This window comes from Rhodococcus sp. BL-253-APC-6A1W (assembly GCF_012843405.1).
GTDB lineage: Bacteria > Actinomycetota > Actinomycetes > Mycobacteriales > Mycobacteriaceae > Rhodococcus.
Window position 1 is genome coordinate 183180 of record NZ_JABAFB010000006.1, and the last position, 16289, is coordinate 199468.

Sequence of the window (16289 nt, forward strand, 5' to 3'; positions counted from 1 at the left end):
GGATCACTCCAGTAAAAGTCGGGCTGAGACTTCCAACCTGTCGGCGAGCTTTTCGTACGTGCCGTAACCCATACCGGCGCGCACGAGGGCACCGGCGTAGAGCAGTTCGAGTGCTTCGAGTTCGTCGGGGTCGGCGCCGGGTCCGAGCGCGGCGGAGAGCCGCTCCCGGATCTCGAGACCGATTCGTGCCCGCAGATGCTCGACGTCCGGATCCTGGCCGAGCAGCGCGCTGGTCACCGCGGCCGCCAGTTCCGGTTCGCCGGCCATCAGCAGCGCGATCCCCCGGAGCACTGCCGACACCCGGTCGGCTCGGTTCCCGTCGGCCTGCCCCGGTGCCGGCTCGACGGCCGCCTCCGTGGCGAGCCGCCGCCAGAACACCTCGGCGACGAGATGCTCTTTCGACGAGAAGTACGTGTAGGCGGTCGCCGGTGCGACACCCGCACGGGAGGCAACCATCCGGACCGTCAGTCCTGCGAATCCCTCTTCGCGCAACACCTCGACCGCGGCCTGCGTGAGGCGCTGCACGGTATCGGCCTGCCTCTCGGTCAGACGGCGGCGAGTCGATTCGAGATTCACATTTCTGGACACGTGTCTGGACATTACTACGGCAGGTCGGGTCCGGCAATGCCGATACTGGGCGGTACGCACCGAATTCGTCACCCGCGCGGGTGGATCCGCACGGGCATCGCCTTGACCCCGTTGATGAAGTTGGACCTCAGCCGTCGCACCGGCCCTGCGGATTCGACACGGTCGAGGCGCGTCGCGAGCGTCTCGAACATCACCCGCAGTTCCAGACGGGCGAGATGCGCGCCGACGCAGAAATGGACCCCGCTGCCACCGAAGGCGACGTGCGGGTTGTGTTCCCGGCCGATATCGAAGACCTGCGCGTTCTCGAACACATCCTCGTCGCGGTTCGCGCTGGGGTAGTACACGACCACCTTGTCGCCGCGCTCGACCGCCTGGCCACCGATCGACGCCGGACAGGTGGGGGTGCGACGGAACGCCACTACGGGAGTCACCCAGCGCAGGATCTCCTCCACCGCGCTGTCGATCAACTCGGGCCGGTCCTGGAGTCTGCGCCATTGCTCGGGATGGTCGATGAAGGCCTGCATACCGCCGGTGATCGCGTTGCGGGTGGTCTCGTTGCCCGCGATCACGAGGAGCACGAAGAACATGTCGAACTCCACCTCGGACAGCGTGTCGCCGTTCTCGTCGGGACGAACGAGTGCGGAGACGATGTCGTCGCGTGGCTCCGCTCGCCGTCGGGCGGCAATCTCGTTGGCGTACAGGAAGACCTCTGCTGCGGCGAGCTCACCGTCTTCCTGCGTGCTCCCGTATTCGGGGTCGCCCCAGCCGATCATCCGGTTCGACCACTCGTAGAGTTTGCCGACATCCTCGGTGGGTGCACCGAGCAACTCGGCGATCACCTCGAGCGGCAGCGGCGCCGCCACCGTCGGCACGAAGTCGACGACGGCACCGTCCCGTCCGGCTTCGACGACCTCGTCGACGATCCGGTCGCACACCTCTCGGATGTGCGCCTCGAGCGTCTTGACCATCCGCGGCGTGAAGCCACGACTGACCAGTTGCCGCAGGCGGGTGTGATCGGGGGGATCGAGGTTGAGGAGCATCGCGGCCTGCTTGAGGCGCGTTTCCTCGTCGAAGTCGTCGACCTGGGTGGTTCCCAGTGCCGACGAGAACGTGCTGCTGTCTCGGGAGACAGCGACGACGTCGGCGTGCCGGGTGACGGCCCAGAAACCGGCACCCCCCTCTTCCGGCTGCCGCGGCACCGGGCAGACGCGGCGGAGTTCCGAGAAGTACGCGTGGGGAATCCCCTCGAGGTAGAGATCGGGGTTCTTGAGATCGATGCGGGAGGTGGTCATGCCCTCACCCTCGTCGGATATACGAATGTGTGTCGCTCTTAAACTACAGATCTTCGTTTGATGCGGAAGACCCCTAGACTAAGTTCATGGCACGTGACAATTCCCGGCCCGTCCGGCGGCGCACTCTCACGCGCGAGAAAGTTGTCGCCACCGCGCTCGACATCGTCGAGGAACTGGGCTGGGAGCAACTCACGATGAGCACCCTGTCGGCTCGCCTCGGCATCGTCGCGGCCTCGCTGTACAACCACGTGCGCAATCTCGACGACGTGCGGTCCGCCGTCCAGGTCCGCGCCATGACCGATCTGGGCCTCCACCTGCGCGAGGTGGCGATGGGCCGCAGCGGACTCGACGGCCTTCGTGCCCTGATCGATGCCCACCGGGCATGGGCCGTCGAGCATGCCCGCCTGTACGGCGCCCTGACCGCCGCACCGGTCGACCGCGACGCGCTCGTCGGCGCAGCACTCGACGCGAATGTCGCGCTGCGGACCATGCTGTCCTCGTGCGGAGTCCCAGCGACCGAGTCGCTCGAGGTCGCCATCAGCATGTTCGCAGCGCTGCACGGCTTCGCCACCCTCGAGGGGAGCGGATTCCTCGGTGACGAACTGGACCTCGACCAGATCTACGACACCGTGGTGCGGGGCGTACTGGCAGCAGTTCCCGCCACGGGCACGCACACGGGCTGAGCGAACCGTAGGCTGAATACGGCCGTTGTCGGAGGGAGGGTCCCATGGCAACCATCCGCTCCCTCGGAGATCTGGTGTCACCGCTCGGCGGCACGATCAACGTGGCGAACGTGATCATGCAGTTGGCCCTGCCGGGGGTGGGGCAAGGTGTCGTCGACAGTACGGTGGACTCCGGTCGAGCCGACCTGCATCCGGTGAAACGCGCCCGGACCACCGGCGCCTATCTGGCGGTCGCGGCCTTCGGCAACGACGACGATCGTGCGTATGTCCGGGAAGCCGTGCGCCGCATCCACTCCCAGGTCACGTCCGCTCCGGGAGCCCCCGTTGCGTACAGCGCCAACTCTCCCGTGCTGCAGTTGTGGGTCGCGGTGTGCCTGCTCACGTACTTCGTGGACCAATACGAATTGCTGCACGGGCCGCTGAGCGAGGACGAATTCCGGCGTGTACTGCGCGACGGCGCGAGTCTCGGCACCACCCTCAACGTTCGCCCGGAGTCCTGGCCCACCACGCGGGAGGAGTACGACGAACTCTGGCGCGCAGGCGTGGACAGCATCTCGATGAACGACGACGTCCGCACCTACCTCACCCACCTGGCGGAACTCAGTTTCCTCGAAGTACGGCTGGGACGCCTCGGCCGGGTCATCCACCGCGTGTTCGGTCGTTCCTTCGAGTTCGTCACCCGCGGAGCACTCCCACCGGAGTTCCGGGACGTCATGCACTACGAGTGGACCCTTGCGGACCAGCGCAGGTTCGATCGCTATCTGTCGAACCTCCGCACGATGCATCGGTGGACACCGTGGGTGTGGCGACTGCCGTGGCAGGCCTACCTGCTGGACATGCGACTGCGGCGCCGCCTCGGCATCCCCGTGTTCTGATCCGCGCGCCGCGGCGCCGGCAGTACGGACGAACCCCGGATCAGACGAACCCGGCGATCTCCGCCGGTGTCCACGGCGGAGACGTCTCGTGGTCGCGCCAGGCGAGCAGGTCCGGCGCCTGCTTGCCGAACCGCCCGACGAAACACCCGGACCCGGCGAAGATCCCGCCCGTCGACGAGGACAGCGCACTCGCGAGAAACACGTAGAGGGGTGCCACGTACTCGGGCGGAGCCGGATTGCGGGACGCCTCGTACGCCACGTCGTCGAGCAGGCCCCGCTCGTGCAGCCGCGTGAGGTGCCGCGCGTAGTCGTCTCCCGTGGACAACCGTGTGCGTGCTCCCGGGCACACGACGTTGGCGCGCACGCCGTACTCGCGCAGTTCGGCCGCGATCGCCAGGGTCAAGCTGTTCACCGCGCCTTTTCCCGCGGGGTATCCCGTTCCGCCGTAGTCGCCCAGAAATGCGAACGACCCCGTGTTGACGATCGCACCGCCGCCTTGTTCGACGAAGTACGGAGCGAGGACCCGGCACGTCCGGAAGGTGCCCGTGAGATGTGCGTCGATCAAGTCGTGCCACTGACGGTCGTCGATGCCGAGGATGGACGAGCCGGCCGGTTCCGCGGTACCGGCGCAGTTGACGAGCGCGGCCACCGACCCGAATTCGGCCAGTGCGGTGTCGAGCAGTCGTTCCGCGACCCCCGGTTCGGCGGCAGATCCCGCCACGCCGACCGCCCGCGCCCCGGCTGCCACCATCTCGTCCACGGTCGTCTCCACCGCACCGGGGTCCCGGCCGTTGACCACGACCCCGGCCCCTTCCGTCGCGAACCGCTGGGCGACGGCACGGCCGATCCCCCGGCTCGACCCGGTCACGATCACAGCCTTGCCGGCCAGGCCGGTCGAATTCGGCTCTCCCATAAGTTCTCCCGTTTCGGCCATTGCGTCGTACAACTGCCCGAACTATAGTCCAGACACCTGTCCAGAACCGAGGGAACGTCTGATGACACTTCGCCCCACCGACAGCTCCACACTCCTGATCGACGGAAAGCTCGTACCCGGCAGCGGCGGCACCTTCGAGGTGTTCGACCCGAGCACCGAAGAACTGCTCGGAAAGGCCGCCGACGCCACCGCCGCCGACATGGACGCCGCGATCGAGGCCGCACGACGCGCGTTCGACGACACCGACTGGTCGCGCGACCACGCGTTCCGTGCCCGGTGCCTGCGGCAGTTGCGCGACGCACTGCGCGGACACATCGAGGAACTGCGCGAGATCACCATCGCCGAGGTCGGGGCTCCCCGCTTCCTCACCTCGGCCGCCCATCTCGAAGGTCCCGTCGACGACCTGCTCTTTTTCGCGGATCTCGCCGAGAACTATTCCTGGAAACAGGATCTCGGCAACGCCGCGCCCATGGGCATCCCCACGCATCGCTACCTGCTCAAAGAAGCCACCGGCGTGGTCGGTGCGATCACACCGTGGAACTTCCCGCACCAGATCAACTTCGCCAAGATCGGGCCCGCGCTCGCCGCGGGAAACACCGTCGTTCTCAAACCCGCCCCCGACACGCCGTGGTGCGCAGCCCTGGTCGGAAAGATCCTCGCCGAGGAAACCGATTTTCCGCCCGGGACGCTCAACATCGTGACCTCGAGCGATCATCTCCTGGGCGCACAACTGACCGAGGACCCGCGCGTCGACCTGATCTCGTTCACAGGTTCCACCGCGACCGGCCGATCCGTGATGCGGTCCGCCGCCGACACCCTCAAAAAGGTGTTCCTCGAACTCGGCGGCAAATCGGCGTTCCTCGTGCTCGACGACGCAGACCTGCGCAGCGCCTGCTCGATGGCCGCGTTCACCGTGTCCACGCACGCGGGTCAGGGGTGCGCCATCACCACCCGCCTCGTCGTCCCCCGCGACAAGTACGACGAGGCCGTGGCCGCCACGGCGAAAACGATGCGCACCCTGCGTCCGGGCGACCCTCGCGACCCCGGCACCGTCTGCGGACCGTTGATCTCCGAGCGCCAGCGTGCCCGCGTCGAAAGCTATCTCCGGCTCGCTGTCGAAGAAGGCGGCACGATCGTGGTCGGGGGCGGCCGGCCGGCCGAACACGCGCGCGGGTTCTTCGTCGAACCCACTCTGATCTCCGGTCTCGACAACCGATCCCGGACGGCGCAGGAAGAGATCTTCGGTCCCGTGCTCGTCGTGATTCCCCACGACGGGGACGACGACGCGGTGCGCATCGCCAACGACTCCCCCTACGGCCTGTCGGGCGCGGTATACGGCACGGATCCCGCGCGCATCGCCCGTGTCGTCGCCGGGGTGCGCACCGGAACCCTCGGCGTCAACGGCGGCATCTGGTACGCGGCCGATGCCCCGTTCGGCGGCTACAAGCACTCCGGAATCGGCCGGGAGATGGGCGTCGCCGGCTTCGAGGAATACCTGGAAACCAAGTTGGTCGCGGAGCCCGCGAGCTGATCGCCGCACCCTCACAGAATCGAAAGGACCGACAGCATGGCCAGATTCACGGACCGCACGGCGATCGTCACCGGTGCAGCACAGGGCATCGGCGAGGCATACGCCCGCGCGCTCGCGGCCGAAGGCGCGAACGTCGTGGTTGCCGATCTCGAAGCCGAACTCGGTGAGCAAGTCGCCAAACAGATCATCACCGACGGCGGCAACGCGACGTTCGTGCCGGTCGACGTATCCGACCCGGTATCCACCGAGGCACTCGCGGCCTCGACCGTCGAGAAGTACGGCCGCATCGACCATGTGGTCAACAACGCCGCCATCTACGGCGGCATGAAACTCGACCTGCTGCTCACCGTGCCCTGGGACTACTACAAGAAGTTCATGAGCGTGAACCTCGACGGTGCCCTCAACGTCACCCGCGCTGTATGGCCGCACATGTCGGCCCACGGCGGGTCGATCGTCAACCAATCGTCCACCGCCGCATGGTTGTACTCCGGCTTCTACGGACTCGCCAAAGTCGGAATCAACGGACTGACCCAGCAACTCGCGGTGGAACTGGGCGGGTCGAACATCCGTATCAACGCGATCGCGCCGGGCCCGATCGACACCGAGGCGACCCGCAGCACCACCCCGGCGAAGATGGTCGCGGACATGATCAAGCATCTGCCGCTCAAGCGAATGGGCACCCCCGACGACCTCGTCGGCATGTGCCTGTTCCTGCTCTCCGACGAGGCGAGTTGGGTGACCGGCCAGATCTTCAACGTGGACGGCGGACAGGTGATCCGCTCGTGAACCCTCCCGAAAACGTGAGGATCGGGTACGTCGGCCTCGGCAACATGGGCGCACCGATGGCCCAGCGTCTCCTCGTCCGTCCCGGCGGGCTCACCGTCCTCGACACCCGCGCCGAGGCAGTCGCACCGTTCGTCGACGCGGGGGCCACCGCCGCGGCGGACCCGGCAGAACTCGGTGCGTCGTGTGATCTGATCTCGGTGACCGTGCTCGACGACGCGCAGGTACGCGAGGTCGTCGCGGGCGGGAACGGGCTCCTGTCTACCGCGCGACCGGGAACCGTGATCGCGGTGCACTCGACGATCTCCGACACCACCGCCACCGAACTCGCCGCCGAATGTGCCGAGCGCGGGGTGGATCTCGTCGACGCGCCGGTCAGCGGTGGTGCACCCGGGGCCCGCAACGGCACGCTCGCCGTGATGGTCGGCGCGACGGACGAGGCGTTCGCCACGGTTGCCGAACCGTTCGGGCACTTCGCCGAGGTCGTGATCCACGCCGGTCCGGTGGGAGCGGGCACCCGCATGAAACTGGCGCGCAATCTTCTGCACTTCATCTCCTTCACCGCCGCGACCGAGGCTGCGCGGCTCGCGGAGGCAGCCGGGATCGATATCGCGGAGCTCGGCAAGGTCGTCCGCCACACGGATGCCATCACCGGCGGCGCCGGAGCCATCATGTGGCGCGACAGCACCTCCCAGCTCGACACGGGTGATTCGTGGTACCCGATCTTCTCGCACGTCCGCGACCTCGGCGAAAAAGACCTGTCGCTCGCTCTCGAACTCGGCGAGCGCCTCGGGGTCGAATTGCCACTCGCCACAAGAGCATTGACCGGGCTCGGGCCCGGACTCGGTGTCGGTACCGGCAGCGCCGCCCATTCCTACGCCAGCGAGGAGCACGCATGACCGACGACACCCGCCGCCGCGGACTCGAGATGATGACCAAGGTCTACGGCTGGGAGATGCAGGACGGTCCGGGAGACCACTTCGCGGTGACAGCAGACCACCTCTTCGCCGACATCTGGTCCCGGCCCGGACTGAGCATCCGGGATCGCAGACTGCTGCTCCTGGGCGCCCTCACCGCGCAAGGACTCACCGATGTCGCCGAGATCCAGATCGGTGCGGCTCTGCACAACGAAGAACTGGACGAGGAGCAACTCAAGGAAATCGCGCTGTTCCTCTGCCATTACGTGGGGTGGCCGCTGGGCACCAAACTGGATTCGACGATCGGGAGCGTGCTGCACAAGCGGCGCGCATCGAACCGGTCGTGAGCGCCACCGGCCGGGCCGCTGCGACCCCCGAGTTCCCGGAGCTCGGGTTCTACGGCCTCGCCGGGCACTCCCCCGAACCTCGCGACCTGCTCGACGAGGTTCGTCACGGTGAACAACTCGGCCTCGGGTCGGTGTTCCTGTCCGAGCGATTCGACACCAAGGACGCCGCGGCGCTCGCCGGTGCGGCCGCGGCGGTGAGCGAGACGATCGGAATCGGCACCGCCGCAACGAATCCTCACACCCGGCATCCCCTCGTCACGGCGACGATGGCGACGACCCTGCACCGATTGAGCGGGGGCCGGTACGCCTTCGGCCTGGGACGCGGATTCGATGCACTCTTCGACCTCATGGGCCTGCCGCGCGTCACGTCCGCCGGGCTGGAAGATGCAACCGAAATCCTGCGCGCGCTCTGGAACGGCGAGGCGGTCGCGGGGCACGACGGACCCGCCGGAGCGTTTCCGTATCTACGCCGGATCTCCGAAGGGTCCGACCGTATTCCGATCCTCATGGTCGCGCTCGGCGACAGGACCCTCGACCTCGCCGGACGAATCGCCGACGGCGTCGTCCTGCACACCTTCTTCACCGACGCCGCCGTCGCCCGTGCCGTGAAGATCATCCGCGACGCGGCTGCGGCGGCCGGGCGAGACCCCGCCGCAGTGCGGGTCTGGTCGGTTCTCGCAACGGTCGAGGACTCGATCTCCGGAGACCGGCAACAGCGGATGCTGGTCGGCCGTCTCGCCACCTACCTGCAGGGATACGGCGACGTCCTGGTGCGAGCCAACGGATGGGATCCCGGCGTGCTCCGGCGGTTCCGCGACGATCCCGTCGTGCGCGATCACCGTGGACCGTTCGATGCGGCCGGCAGCCCCGCGGTTCTGCGGCACGTCCGCGCCCTCCTGCCGGAGGAGTGGATCGCTGCCTCCGCCACCGGAACCGCCGGACACTGCGCCGCGCGCATCGCGGACCAGTTCGATGCGGGCGCCGACAGCGTGATCCTGCACGGCGCAACCCCGGCGGAACTCGCACCCGTGGTGGCAGCATGGAGCACAGTACGCACGCCGGAGAACCACTCGCGGCTGCCCGCCAATCCCGGATGGAACGCCCGATGATCTCGCCTCCGCCCGACCCGGCCCTGATGCTCGACGTCGACGAGCTGACCCCGGAGCGATTGGGGGCTGCCCTCGGAAGCGCGGTGCACTCGGTACGGTCCGAGCCGATCGGTACCGGCCAGATCGGCCGGTGCCTGCGGCTCACGCTCACCGGCGACGAGATACCGGCCTCGATCGTGGCAAAACTTCCCGCGGCCGATCCTGGAACACGAGCCATGCTGGCCGGCGCCTACCGTGGCGAAGTCCGGTTCTACACGGACATCGCAGACTCGGTGTCGGTCTGCGTGCCGGTCTGCTATTACGCCGCACTCGGCGACGGCGGCGATTTCACGCTGCTGCTCGAAGATCTCGCGCCCGCACAGCAGGGCGACCAGGTCGCCGGCTGCACCCCGGCACAAGCGCACGACGCGGTGCGCAACCTCGCAGGTCTGCACGGGCCCCGCTGGTGCGACCCGACCCTCCTGGAACTGTCGTGGGTCGGCCGGACCGGCCAGGACGAAGCGCAGGTGCTCGCCGAACTCTACGGCCCGGCACTGGAGACGTTCGCGCACGATCTGGGTGAACACGTCTCGAGTCGAGATCGCGCCACACTGCGCGACTGCGTCGAGGTCACGGAGCGGTGGATCTGCGCACGACCGGAACGGTTCGCACTCGTGCACGGCGATTACAGGCTCGACAACCTCCTGTTCCCCCCGGTCCCGGACACGGGCGTGACCGCAGTGGATTGGCAGACACTCACAATCGGGCTTCCCGCCCGCGACCTCGCCTATTTCGTGAGCACCTCCCTGACCCCCGAATTGCGACGGGAGCACGAGTGCGACCTCGTGGCGACCTACCACCGGGCACTGCTCGGTCACGGAGTCGAGAAATACAGCCTGACGGACTGCTGGGACGACTACCGTTTCGCGATGCTCCAAGGCCCTCTGGTTGCTGTCTTCGGCTGCGCGTACGGCACTCGCACCGACCGTGGTGATCGGATGTTCGCAACGATGGTCGCCCGGGCGTGCACCGCGATCCGCGACCTCGACAGTCTCACCCTGGCGGCCCACACCTCCGGCTGAGGCAGCGTCTCGGTAAGGTTGCCCACCGGACACCGCAGTTCGCGAACGGACGGAGACCCCGATGACCCGCACCAGCTTGCCCCGTGAGGTAGTCGAACTTGCCGAAGCCACTCCGGGTTTCATGCCGGAGGACGAAGGAACTGCGCTGCACGACGTGGCTCTGCGTTACCTCGGCGACGGGGTCGGCGTCGAGATCGGCACCTATTGTGGCCGGTCGACGGTCTACCTGGGCGCGGCGGCGCGATCGACCGGGGGCACGATCGTCACGATCGATCACCATCGTGGTTCCGAGGAACACCAGCCCGGATGGGAGTACCACGATCCCGCGCTGGTCGACGACCATACCGGCCGCATCGATACTGCCGGACGATTGCGGCACACACTCGCCGACGCGGACCTCGAATCACACGTCGTGGCCGTGATCGGCACTTCGCCTCGGGTGGCGGCATTCTGGCGCACGCCCGCACGCTTCGTCTTCATCGACGGTGGACACAGCAGCGCCGCCGCCCAGGCCGACTACGAGGGATGGTCACCGTGGGTGGAGGTCGGTGGAGCATTGATCATCCACGACGTCTTCCCCGACCCGAAGGACGGCGGCAGGCCGCCGTACGAAATCTACTGTCGCGCTTTGGAGAGCGGGGAATTCACCGAGATGCCCGCGACGGGAACGCTGCGCGTGCTCGAACGCACCGGAGGGACCGTCGGAGTCCTGCCCGGTCGCTAGAGCAGCGGGGCGGCTGTCAGACCAGGACCGGGCAGTTCTCCGTGCAGCGGTCGGCACCCGCGACGTGCGTGGGTGCCGCCGCGTCCCGGAAGACCCCGTTTCCCCGTGTCGTCCGCGACAGTGCGTCGGCAGCCAGGATCACCGCCGCACTGGTCCACGAACTGACCTCGACCGGCCAGCGTTTACCGTCGCTGTAGACGAGGCCGGTCCAATACGAGCCGTCGGGATCACGGAGATGCTGCATGGCAGCGAACAATTCGTGCGCACGCGCGCTGTCGCCCAGGCAGTCCAGCGCGAGGACCAGTTCGCAGGTCTCGGCGCCTGTCACCCACGGACGGTGGTCGACGCAGCGAATTCCCAGTCCGTCGACGACGAAGTCCGACCAGCGTTCCCGGATCCGTTCGTGTGCGTCGGGTCCGCGGACGGCACCGCCGAGGATCGGGTAGTACCAATCCATCGAGAACTCCGGCTTGGGAGTGAACACCTCGGGATGCCGTCGCACGGTGTGTCCCAGCCGGAACGACGCCACTTCCCATTCCGGCTGCGGGTCGCCGACGAAGTCGGCGAGACGCATTCCGCATTGCAGGCTCTGGTGGATACTCGAACACCCGGTCAGCAGCGCTTCGTCGAACATGCCCCCCGCACCGCGGGCCCAGGAGATCGAACCGTCCGGAAGTTGCATGTCGACGACGAGATCGAGTGCTCGCCGGACGGTCGGCCACATGTGTTCGACGAAGTTGCGGTCGCCGGTGACCAGATGGTGGTGCCACACTCCCACCGCGATGTAGGCGGTGAAGTTGCTGTCGACGTCCTCGCCGTCGGCCACTCCCCGATCGAACCGGACAGGCAACGACCCGTCGGGCCGCTGCGTGTCCCGGAGCCAGTGGAAAGCGGCATCCGCTTCGTCGCGCAAGCCCGTCACGGTCAGCGCCATCGCCGACTCGACGTGATCCCACGGATCGGTGTGGCCGCCCGGAAACCAAGGAATCGCGCCGGAAGACTCCTGCATCCGGGCGATGGCCCGCCCGGTCGCGAGGCACTGTTCCTGGGACAGCACCCCCGGCACGGAGGGAATCATCGGCAGGCTGGTATCACTGGGCGGCACCGGAAGCACCCGGTTTGCGGAGGTAGAACACCACGCTCTTGCCGATGACCGGATCGAGCAACTTCTCGGCGGTCCTCGTGATCCACGGACCTTTCATCAGGTCCCACACCAGCATCCGGTGGTACGCCTTCGTCAGCGGGTTGTCGTTGTTGTCGACGCCCACAGCGCATTTGAGCCACCAGTACGGAGCGTGCAGGGCATGAGCGTGCCCGGTTCCCGACACCTTCAGACCGGCGGCAGTGAGCTTCGCCGCGAGTTCGTCTGCCTTGTAGATGCGCACGTGTCCGCCCTCGACTTCGTGGTACGCGTCGGACAGCGCCCAGCACACCTTCTCGGGGAACCAGCGCGGCACCGTCACCGCGGCGACGCCGCCCGGCTTGAGCACCCGCACGAGCTCGGCGATGGCGCGTTCGTCCTCGGGCACGTGCTCGAGGACCTCCGAGATCAGAACGATGTCGAACGACGCGTCCTCGTACGGCAGTGCGAGCGCGTCACCGACCTCGGCGCGGGCGAGAGTTCCCTCGGGGACCTGGCCCTCGAGTTCCATGGCGACGAACATGTCGGCAACCGCCTTCATGTCGTCGGCACTGCGATCGAACGCCACCACATCCACGCCGCGTCGATACAACTCGAAGGAGTGCCGGCCGGCGCCTGCTCCGATATCGATGGCGCGTTGCCCGGGCTCGATCCCCAGCCGGTCGAAGTCGACGGTCAACATCAGTTGGTCCTTCCTTCACGTGCGGCGATCGCCTGCTCGTACACGCTCGCGGTCTGTGCAGCCACCGCGGCCCAGCTGTACCGGTCGAGCACTCTCGCGCGGGCCTTCGCTCCGAGCTGCTCCCGTGCGCCGGGATCGTCGAACAGTCCGGCCAGCGCTCCCGCCAGTTGTGCTGCGTCTCCGGGCTCCACGAGGACGCCCGCGTCACCCACCACCTCGGGGATCGCTCCGGCGCGACTCGCCACCAGCGGTGTGCCACACGACATCGCTTCCACTGCCGGCAGCGAAAAGCCCTCGTAGAGCGAGGGAACCGCCGCGACTTCCGCAGATGCCAGCAGTGCCGCCAGCTCGGTGTCCTCGATTCCCGAGACCGTGCGCACCACGTCACCGATGGCAAGGGCGTCGATGAGCCGCTCGGTGGCCCCTCCCGGGGCCAGTTTCGAGACGAGGACGAGTTCGACCTCGCGCTCGGTTCGCAGTTTCGCGACGGCCTCGAGCAGCGTCGGCACTCCCTTGAGCGGAGCGTCGGCGCTCGCGACACACACGATCCTGCCCGCGACCCGGGGCGTCGACGGCGGTGCGAACAGTTCCGTGTTCACGCCGAGCGGGATCGTGTGGATCCGATCCGCCTCGATCCCGAACGCCGCACGGATGTCGTCGGCCGAGTTCGCCGACACCGTCAGCAGGGAGCCGATCTTCCGGGCCACCCGCTCCTGCATGCGGAGAAAGCCGTACCAGCGGCGCAAGGTGAGCTTCCGGCGCCAACTGCTCGCCGACGCAAGATCGAGTTCGCGATCGCGGGTGATCGGATGGTGGATCGTCGCGACGAGCGGGAAGTGCTCGGCGATCTTCAACAGCCCCGATCCGAGCGACTGGTTGTCGTGTACGACGTCGAAGTCGCCGAGCCGGGTGCGCAGAAGCCGGGCAGCACGCAGGCCGAACGTCCGGGGTTCCGGGAAGCCCGCCGTCCACATCGTCGCGACCTCGAGGACATCGATGAGATCGCGGTACTCACCGGGACGGGGCGTACGGAACGGATCGTCGTCGCGATAGAGGTCGAGACTGGGGACCTTGGTGAGAGTCACCCCCGGATCGAGTTCCGGATAGGGCTGACCGGAAAACACCTCCACCGTGTGACCCTGCGCGACGAGTTCGCGGCTGAGATGCCGCACGTAGACCCCTTGGCCCCCACAGTGCGGCTTGCTCCGGTACGACAACAGAGCTATGCGCACATTCCACCTCGGGTTGGTTCGAACGGACGTGGACCGGACGGACACCTGGCCGTCGGGCCGCGTAGAGCACCCTAGAACAAGTTCCGTCGTGTCACGATAGCGGCACGAACCGGATCGGACCGTCCGGCGGTATGCGAGTGGGACGGACGACGACAAGGCGAAGGCCCGGTATCCGTAGATACCGGGCCTTCGCCTGATGCGACCCTGACGGGACTCGAACCCGCGACCTCCGCCGTGACAGGGCGGCGCGCTAACCAACTGCGCTACAGGGCCATGAAAGAACCCCAACGGGGTTCCCATAGCAGGACCCACCGCACGCGGTGGGTCCTCGATATGTAATTGAGCGGTTGTCTGCCGGACAACCTCTGTGGCCAGGGCCGGGATCGAACCGGCGACCTTCCGCTTTTCAGGCGGACGCTCGTACCAACTGAGCTACCTGGCCGGACGGCACCCGAACCGAATGCCAATCGCTTGCGTTGAGCGACCCTGACGGGACTCGAACCCGCGACCTCCGCCGTGACAGGGCGGCGCGCTAACCAACTGCGCCACAGGGCCATACATATTCAGTTCTTTCACCAAAGTACTGCACACTTCGACAGAATCGAAGCGTACCCCCTACGGGATTCGAACCCGCGCTACCGCCTTGAAAGGGCGGCGTCCTAGGCCGCTAGACGAAGGGGGCCCGATCGGATCTCTCCGAACCGCACCCTCAACGGGTTTGGCGTTTCCGTTGGGAGCTTGGACAGCTTATGCCACGGCATTCGAGAATCACAAATCGCCAGGTCACGCCACTATTCGGTGTTCGGACGGGCACTCGGCCAGCCACGCTCGCGCCACCGCGCGAGCCAGTCCTCGGACGCTGTCGCTTCCAGGGGAATCTCGAGGCAGCTCTCGAACCGTGAGCGCACATCCACACCCGGCGCGGTGAGGTCGGCGAGATAGCGCTGGCCGGCGAGCGACGAACCGACGGCGCCGACGAACCGCCGCAGATCCACGCCCGGCCGGAACAGCCCGAGTTTCTCGGCCTCCTCCGCCAGCCGGTAGCCGGCATGCCCCCACACGGAGGTTCCGCGCAACTCCGCCTCGTCGGCGAACTCCGGGTCGATGACGAGACGGAACTCAGCCGCGATGATGACATCGTTGTGGAGCGCCTCTCCCAAATCGCAGATCATCCCGTGGAGCCGCTCGAAGGGATCGAGCTCGGAAAAGCCGACCCACCTGTCGACGATGGCGCGGTAACGGTCGAGCCCCTCCTCGAGTACCGCGCGCGCAAGGTCTTCCTTCGACTTGAAGTGGAAGTACATCGCGCCCTTGGTGGCGCCCGAGTGCTCGAGGATCAGATTGATCGACGCCGCGGCAAATCCCCTCTTGGCGAATTCGGCGGCCGCCGATTCGACGATCGCGGCCCGAGTACGCCGGGCACGCTCCTGCTGAAGTGGCATGGGGAATACAGCCTTCCGAGTACCGGTCAATTCCCCCCTTCAGTCAACTTTAGACTGCTCCGGCACGTCAGGGGGCAGGTAGCCGGAGCGGGAGCACCCGTTCTCGCGGGACGGCCCGGGACGGCTTTCCGGCACTGCGCCCGAGAACACACCGGGTGGTATTCTTTTTCCGGCTCGGGTGCGAAGCAGGGGGTGAGCACCCGAGCCGTTCTGCTTTCACCGGGTCCCGCGCACCACGGGAGGGTGTCGAAACCGGAGCCGAGCGTCCGATACCATCGAGACGCTCGATGTGGTTACATTGTGCGCCCACGCCCCTATAGCTCAGTTGGTAGAGCTACGGACTTTTAATCCGCAGGTCGTAGGTTCGAGCCCTACTGGGGGCACCACGCGCGACCCGGCGTTCGTTTCCGAACGCCGGGTCGTTTCGTTTTTCGTGGCGCCCGGAGCCGGAACAGCGTGCCCGTAACAAAAATCACGACGAAACGGATCAACGAGACATGAGAATTCGCGCTCTCGCGCTCGCACCTGCTCTGGTACTCCTTGCCGCATGCGGAGGAGGGGGCAACACAGCAGAGTCCGGGTCCCCCGCCGGTGCCGGGTCCGAGGTCGACTGGAACTACATCCGCGCACAGCACAGCGACACGCTGGCGAACATCTCGTGCCTCAGCGATGCGACGTCGTCCGCTGTGGACTGCAACCGGGAGCGCTCCGAGAGCCTCGCCTCGCTACGCGCGGACGTCGAACGACTCCCCGACGGTGCGTCGAAGAACGACATGCTCGGCAGCATCGACCACTGGGACGAGAAGTACGGCGAGTACACCGCCAAGGAATGCGTCGGCACCGTCGACACGACCCTGCTCCCGTGTGCGCTCGACGAGAGCCTTCTCAACGTGAACATGCTGAGCATCGCGTCCGCCGCGAAGAACTCGGCAGGCTGATCGGATACGG

At 67.1% G+C, this 16289-nt stretch carries 17 protein-coding genes and 5 tRNA genes; 11 read left to right on the plus strand and 11 right to left on the minus strand.

The window, feature by feature from the left end:
• Positions 1 to 3: 3 nt before the first annotated feature.
• Both HF877_RS11200 and HF877_RS11205 read right to left on the minus strand, forming a co-directional pair.
• Complete coding sequence (locus HF877_RS11200) at positions 4 to 576, minus strand: TetR/AcrR family transcriptional regulator (RefSeq protein WP_169621414.1); 573 nt, start codon at positions 574 to 576, stop codon at positions 4 to 6.
• A gap of 80 nt (positions 577 to 656) precedes the next feature.
• Positions 657 to 1880, minus strand: a complete 1224-nt coding sequence (locus HF877_RS11205) for a cytochrome P450 (protein WP_169621247.1) — start codon at positions 1878 to 1880, stop codon at positions 657 to 659.
• An 86-nt stretch (positions 1881 to 1966) separates the two neighbouring features.
• Between HF877_RS11205 and HF877_RS11210 the strand changes: the two genes are divergently transcribed.
• Entirely contained in the window at positions 1967 to 2563 is a 597-nt protein-coding gene (locus tag HF877_RS11210) for a TetR-like C-terminal domain-containing protein (RefSeq protein ID WP_169621248.1), read from the plus strand.
• A 44-nt stretch (positions 2564 to 2607) separates the two neighbouring features.
• Positions 2608 to 3438, plus strand: coding sequence for an oxygenase MpaB family protein (locus HF877_RS11215; RefSeq protein ID WP_169621249.1), 831 nt, complete (start codon positions 2608 to 2610; stop codon positions 3436 to 3438).
• A 40-nt stretch (positions 3439 to 3478) separates the two neighbouring features.
• On the opposite strand, the gene HF877_RS11220 is transcribed toward HF877_RS11215, so the two are convergent.
• The gene (locus HF877_RS11220; protein WP_169621250.1) at positions 3479 to 4351 is read right to left on the minus strand and encodes an SDR family NAD(P)-dependent oxidoreductase; all 873 of its coding nucleotides are present in this window, start codon (positions 4349 to 4351) and stop codon (positions 3479 to 3481) included.
• An 82-nt stretch (positions 4352 to 4433) separates the two neighbouring features.
• Between HF877_RS11220 and HF877_RS11225 the strand changes: the two genes are divergently transcribed.
• The 7 genes from HF877_RS11225 to HF877_RS11255 all read left to right on the plus strand — a co-directional run bounded on the left by HF877_RS11225 (position 4434) and on the right by HF877_RS11255 (position 10844).
• A complete protein-coding gene (locus HF877_RS11225; protein WP_169621251.1) occupies positions 4434 to 5903 on the plus strand; it encodes an aldehyde dehydrogenase in 1470 nt (489 codons plus the stop codon).
• Positions 5904 to 5939: 36 nt separating this feature from the next.
• The gene (locus HF877_RS11230; protein ID WP_169621252.1) at positions 5940 to 6689 is read left to right on the plus strand and encodes an SDR family oxidoreductase; all 750 of its coding nucleotides are present in this window, start codon (positions 5940 to 5942) and stop codon (positions 6687 to 6689) included.
• Entirely contained in the window at positions 6686 to 7585 is a 900-nt protein-coding gene (locus tag HF877_RS11235; protein WP_169621253.1) for an NAD(P)-dependent oxidoreductase, read from the plus strand. The genes HF877_RS11230 and HF877_RS11235 overlap by 4 nt, the downstream gene beginning before the upstream one ends.
• Positions 7582 to 7950 (plus strand): carboxymuconolactone decarboxylase family protein, encoded by a 369-nt coding sequence (locus HF877_RS11240; RefSeq protein WP_169621254.1) that lies wholly within the window; start codon positions 7582 to 7584, stop codon positions 7948 to 7950. The genes HF877_RS11235 and HF877_RS11240 overlap by 4 nt, the downstream gene beginning before the upstream one ends.
• The gene (locus tag HF877_RS11245; RefSeq protein ID WP_169621255.1) at positions 7947 to 9059 is read left to right on the plus strand and encodes a TIGR03857 family LLM class F420-dependent oxidoreductase; all 1113 of its coding nucleotides are present in this window, start codon (positions 7947 to 7949) and stop codon (positions 9057 to 9059) included. The genes HF877_RS11240 and HF877_RS11245 overlap by 4 nt, the downstream gene beginning before the upstream one ends.
• Positions 9056 to 10120 (plus strand): phosphotransferase, encoded by a 1065-nt coding sequence (locus HF877_RS11250; protein ID WP_169621256.1) that lies wholly within the window; start codon positions 9056 to 9058, stop codon positions 10118 to 10120. Before HF877_RS11245 ends, HF877_RS11250 begins: the two co-directional genes overlap by 4 nt.
• 61 nt (positions 10121 to 10181) lie before the next feature.
• The gene (locus HF877_RS11255) at positions 10182 to 10844 is read left to right on the plus strand and encodes a class I SAM-dependent methyltransferase (RefSeq protein WP_169621257.1); all 663 of its coding nucleotides are present in this window, start codon (positions 10182 to 10184) and stop codon (positions 10842 to 10844) included.
• 16 nt (positions 10845 to 10860) lie between these two features.
• Here the strand turns inward: HF877_RS11255 and HF877_RS11260 are convergent, their stop codons facing one another.
• The 8 genes from HF877_RS11260 to HF877_RS11295 form a co-directional block, all read right to left on the minus strand.
• Complete coding sequence (locus HF877_RS11260; protein ID WP_169621258.1) at positions 10861 to 11922, minus strand: prenyltransferase; 1062 nt, start codon at positions 11920 to 11922, stop codon at positions 10861 to 10863.
• Positions 11923 to 11935: 13 nt separating this feature from the next.
• On the minus strand, positions 11936 to 12667 hold the full coding sequence (locus HF877_RS11265; RefSeq protein WP_169621259.1) for a class I SAM-dependent methyltransferase: 732 nt from the start codon (positions 12665 to 12667) through the stop codon (positions 11936 to 11938).
• Entirely contained in the window at positions 12667 to 13944 is a 1278-nt protein-coding gene (locus HF877_RS11270) for a glycosyltransferase family 4 protein (RefSeq protein ID WP_346765118.1), read from the minus strand. The genes HF877_RS11265 and HF877_RS11270 overlap by 1 nt, the downstream gene beginning before the upstream one ends.
• Positions 13945 to 14098: 154 nt before the next feature.
• Positions 14099 to 14172, minus strand: a tRNA-Asp gene (locus tag HF877_RS11275).
• A gap of 95 nt (positions 14173 to 14267) precedes the next feature.
• Positions 14268 to 14341: transfer RNA gene (locus HF877_RS11280), tRNA-Phe, on the minus strand.
• A 39-nt stretch (positions 14342 to 14380) separates the two neighbouring features.
• Positions 14381 to 14454 (minus strand) — tRNA-Asp (locus HF877_RS11285).
• A 54-nt stretch (positions 14455 to 14508) separates the two neighbouring features.
• Positions 14509 to 14581: transfer RNA gene (locus HF877_RS11290), tRNA-Glu, on the minus strand.
• 109 nt (positions 14582 to 14690) lie between these two features.
• Positions 14691 to 15341 carry a TetR/AcrR family transcriptional regulator gene (locus tag HF877_RS11295; protein ID WP_169621261.1) on the minus strand — a complete coding sequence of 217 codons (651 nt, stop codon included), beginning with the start codon at positions 15339 to 15341 and terminating at the stop codon, positions 14691 to 14693.
• A gap of 310 nt (positions 15342 to 15651) precedes the next feature.
• Between HF877_RS11295 and HF877_RS11300 the strand changes: the two genes are divergently transcribed.
• Together HF877_RS11300 and HF877_RS11305 are read left to right on the plus strand one after the other, a co-directional pair.
• A tRNA-Lys gene (locus HF877_RS11300) sits at positions 15652 to 15727 on the plus strand.
• Between the two features lie 111 nt (positions 15728 to 15838).
• Positions 15839 to 16279, plus strand: coding sequence for a hypothetical protein (locus HF877_RS11305; protein ID WP_169621091.1), 441 nt, complete (start codon positions 15839 to 15841; stop codon positions 16277 to 16279).
• Positions 16280 to 16289: the final 10 nt, after the last annotated feature.